Below are 3,663 nucleotides of genomic sequence, written 5' to 3' on the forward strand. Positions count from 1 at the left end.
CCGTGAGGGTGGACGCACCGTCGGCTCGGGTGTTGTCACCAAGATCATAGCGTAAGAATCTATTGCAGGTTGCAGCCTGGTGTGCGTAGCTCGATAAGCATGCGTTTGACACCCGGCTGCAATCTTCAATCTGCAATAGGAAACGACATGTCAGTGGTTAAAGATTCAAAGGAACAGCAGGAAAACGTCATTGTGCGCAGGCTGCGTGAAACACGCAGTGAGTTGCGCAAGGTTGTGTGGCCGACACGTGAAGAGACGATTCGGTTGACAATCGTGGTGTTGACGATTTCAACGATTATTGGAGCAATCCTGGCTGTTGGCGACTCGATCTTCTTGTTCCTCTACACCACCCTGGTAAGTCTGGTTTCGTAAGTTTTAGAAGAGCTAACCATTGTGGGAGTCCGGTGTGTCTGAGGAAACTCCACCAAAAACAACCGAAAAAGAGGCCGAAGATCGGCGCTGGTACGTGATTCATACGTACTCGGGGTATGAGAATAAGGTCAAACAGAATCTGGAACATCGCATCGATTCGATGGAGATGGATCACCAGATTTTTCGTGTGATCGTGCCAACTGAAGAAGAGATTGAGATCAAGAATGGGCAACGCCGGACGGTCAATAAAAAGATCTATCCCGGGTATGTGCTCGTGCAAATGCATTTGACTGATGACTCGTGGTATGTTGTGCGCAATACACCTGGTGTGACCAGTTTTGTCGGTCACGGCAATAAACCAACTCCGCTTGAGGATGATGAAGTCAAAACGATCCTCAAGCAGATGGAGGGTGAAGCACCCAAGGTTCGCGTTAGCTATCAGAAGGGTCAGGCTGTCAAAATTATTGATGGCCCCTTCACCGATTTCGAGGGTGTAGTTGACGCCATTGATCACGAGCGCGGACGTGTGCGAGTTCTGGTCTCGTTCTTTGGACGTGAAGCTCCGGTTGAACTTGACTTTCTCCAGGTTACGCGCCTGGTTGATTGAACAATTTGTCGTTGTGAAGGCCGCTCGACGGGCTTCATTAGATACTGTACACCTCGTCGCCCGCACGTGAGTTGGGACGATGAGGGAGGAGGCGATCCGCCTCCACACAGAGGAGAGCTACTGTGGCAAAGAAACTGGTTGGTGTCGTCAAATTGCAACTTCCCGCTGGGAAAGCAACACCGGCCCCGCCTGTTGGCCCTGCGTTGGGCCAATATGGCATCAATATTATGGGGTTTGTGAAGGAGTACAACGAGAAATCGGCTGCACAGGCCGGTAGTATCGTTCCGGTTGAAGTCTCCATCTTTAGTGATCGCTCCTTTACCGCCAAGTTGCTGACCCCACCTGCAGCTGACCTGTTGCGCAAAGCCGCAGGTGCGCAGAAGGGTTCGGGAACCCCGAATCGTACCAGTGTAGGCCAGATTTCACGGGTTCAACTCCGCCAGATTGCAGAGCAGAAGTTGGCGGATATGAATGCGCTGGATGTGGAAGGTGCCGAGAAGATTATTGCTGGTACGGCACGCAGTATGGGTATTAAGATTGTTGACTAGGTGCAACGCGCACCCGGCTGTAACGTGGGAGGGCTTGCAAAGCCCGTCTGTACCACCAGGAGTGATTAAAATGGCAAAACAAGGTAAAAAGTATCGTGATGTAGCTGCGCGGGTCGAACCAGATCGCCTCTATACGCTTGAAGAGGCCTTCGCGCTCGTCAAAGAGACAAGCTACGTCAAGTTCGATCCCACAGTTGAAGTGCATCTTCGTCTTGGGATTGACCCTCGCCATGCCGATCAGAATATTCGCACCACCGTTGCGCTGCCACACGGGACTGGCAAGATGGTGCGTGTGCTGGTCTTCTGCCAGAATGATGCCGTACAAGGGGCGCTTGATGCAGGAGCCAATTTCGCGGGCAATGATGAATTGATTGCACGCATTGACAAAGAGAACTTCTTTGATTTCGATGTTGCCATCGCAACCCCAGATATGATGGGCAAGGTTGGTCGCATCGGTCGGAAGCTTGGCCCACGTGGTTTGATGCCCAACCCCAAGAGTGGCACGATCGTGCCTGCCGAGGATCTGCCCAAGACGATCCGCGAGGTGCGGGGTGGCCGCGTCGAGTTCCGCAACGATAAGACCGGTATTTTGCACGTGGCAATTGGCAAGCTTAGCTTTACGCCTGAACAGTTGCACGAAAACTTTGTGGCGCTGATGGATGCGGTAAAAGGGGCAAAACCTTCCGGAGCCAAAGGAACCTTTGTACGCACGGTGACCCTGACGAGCACGATGGGCCCCGGTGTTCCGGTCAATCCATTGCTGGCGCAGAGTGCAGCGCTCAATTAACGACTCATTGTTTATATACCTACCCTAGACAGTCTGGTGGCATTTGTCCTTAATGGCCTGCGGGCCGCCGACCGAGGTAGATCTGAGGCATGATCTGGGCAGCCCGAAGCTGTCGTTCATATGGGCACGGTGTGCTCTGCCTCTGGTCGCCATGTCTAGGACATTGGCGGCCTTTTTGTTTGTTCTGCGTATGAGAGGGGGTGAATACTGTGCCAACGCAACGCAAGTTTGATCTTGTGGCTGAATTAAGCGAGAAGATGGAGCGTTCGCAACTGGCGGTTGTGGCCGATTACCGCGGGTTCAATGTCGCTGATTTGTCAACGCTGCGTGCGAAACTCCGCGAAAACGGTGCCGAGCTGGTCGTCGCCAAGAATACACTGCTCCGCCTGGCTGCACGCAATACCGGCAAGGAAGGTCTTGAGCCAAACCTTGAGGGGCCAACCGCAGTTGTGTTTGCCTATGACGATGTGGCGAAAGTTGCCAAAGTGCTGCTTGATGCCAGCAAGGTGACTGCACGCCCGCTGAAGGTAAAGGGTGGTCTGCTGGGCTTCAGTCCGATTCAGGCCGATGGGCTTGATGCGGTGACGAAATTGCCTTCGCGTGAGCAAGCGCTCGCAGGTATTGTCGGTGGCGTCGCGGCACCAGTCTCTGGTGTGGTTGGGGTGCTGAATGCAGCTATTTCCAATATCGCGTATGTCGTGCAGGCCCGCATTGATCAGCTGCAACCAGCAGGTGAATGAACGTAACTCGTGTTTTGCTGGCAGACATTGCTAGCGCAACTTTGTAATGGATAAAGGAGTAGATACATCATGTCGAGTGAGAAGATTGCCGCGATTGTCGAGTCGATCGAAACGCTGAATGTGCTTGAGCTGGTTGAGCTCAAGAAGACGATGGAAGACAAGTGGGGCGTGACGGCTGCTGCGCCGATGATGATGGGCGCAATGCCGATGGTTGCTGCTGCTGGCGGTGATGCCGTCGCCGCCGCTCCGGTGGAAGAGCAGACTGAGTTCGATGTGATCCTGCAGGAAGTTGGCGCCAATAAGATCCAGGTGATCAAGGTGGTGCGTGAGTTGACCAGCCTCGGTCTCAAGGAGGCCAAGGATCTGGTCGAGGCTGCGCCCAAGGCGGTCAAAGAGGCCGTCTCGAAGGAAGAGGCCGATGCCGCCAAGGCGAAGCTTACCGAGGTTGGCGCAACTGCGGCGATCAAGTAGGTTTGGTGCCGTAGGGCCACGGCAGGTGCCGTGGCCCTACGGCAGGTGCCGGCTGAGGAGGCGCGGCCACGGCACCGCCGGCTGAGGAGGCGTCGCCACGGCACCGCCGACGGAGGAGGCGTCGCCACGGCACCGCCG

General features: G+C 54.7%; 6 protein-coding genes. All 6 read left to right on the top strand.

The genetic code is table 11. The annotated features are described in order from the left end of the window. The first annotated feature begins 147 nt into the window (after positions 1-147). Entirely contained in the window at positions 148-372 is a 225-nt protein-coding gene (gene secE, locus EYB53_RS14895) for a preprotein translocase subunit SecE (protein ID WP_097650488.1), read from the top strand. A 34-nt stretch (positions 373-406) separates the two neighbouring features. After that, positions 407-979: a transcription termination/antitermination protein NusG gene (gene nusG / locus EYB53_RS14900; protein WP_097650489.1), complete on the top strand. Its 573-nt coding sequence runs from the start codon at positions 407-409 to the stop codon at positions 977-979. A gap of 122 nt (positions 980-1,101) precedes the next feature. Further along, the gene (rplK, locus tag EYB53_RS14905; protein WP_135479232.1) at positions 1,102-1,527 is read left to right on the top strand and encodes a 50S ribosomal protein L11; all 426 of its coding nucleotides are present in this window, start codon (positions 1,102-1,104) and stop codon (positions 1,525-1,527) included. A gap of 70 nt (positions 1,528-1,597) precedes the next feature. Then, positions 1,598-2,314 carry a 50S ribosomal protein L1 gene (gene rplA / locus EYB53_RS14910; RefSeq protein ID WP_135479233.1) on the top strand — a complete coding sequence of 239 codons (717 nt, stop codon included), beginning with the start codon at positions 1,598-1,600 and terminating at the stop codon, positions 2,312-2,314. A 209-nt stretch (positions 2,315-2,523) separates the two neighbouring features. Then, positions 2,524-3,054, top strand: a complete 531-nt coding sequence (gene rplJ, locus EYB53_RS14915) for a 50S ribosomal protein L10 (RefSeq protein ID WP_135479234.1) — start codon at positions 2,524-2,526, stop codon at positions 3,052-3,054. Between the two features lie 69 nt (positions 3,055-3,123). After that, positions 3,124-3,525: a 50S ribosomal protein L7/L12 gene (gene rplL, locus EYB53_RS14920; RefSeq protein WP_135479235.1), complete on the top strand. Its 402-nt coding sequence runs from the start codon at positions 3,124-3,126 to the stop codon at positions 3,523-3,525. Positions 3,526-3,663 lie beyond the last annotated feature (138 nt).

It is taken from the genome of Candidatus Chloroploca mongolica (assembly GCF_004762035.2).
GTDB classification, from domain to species: Bacteria; Chloroflexota; Chloroflexia; order Chloroflexales; family Chloroflexaceae; genus Chloroploca; species Chloroploca mongolica.

Bases quoted from the DNA above. Each gene is read 5' to 3' on its own strand.
- rplA (WP_135479233.1), top strand. From the start codon at position 1,598: ATGGCAAAACAAGGTAAAAAGTATCGTGATGTAGCTGCGCGGGTCGAA.
- rplL (WP_135479235.1), top strand. From the start codon at position 3,124: ATGTCGAGTGAGAAGATTGCCGCGATTGTCGAGTCGATCGAAACGCTG.
- secE (WP_097650488.1), top strand. From the start codon at position 148: ATGTCAGTGGTTAAAGATTCAAAGGAACAGCAGGAAAACGTCATTGTG.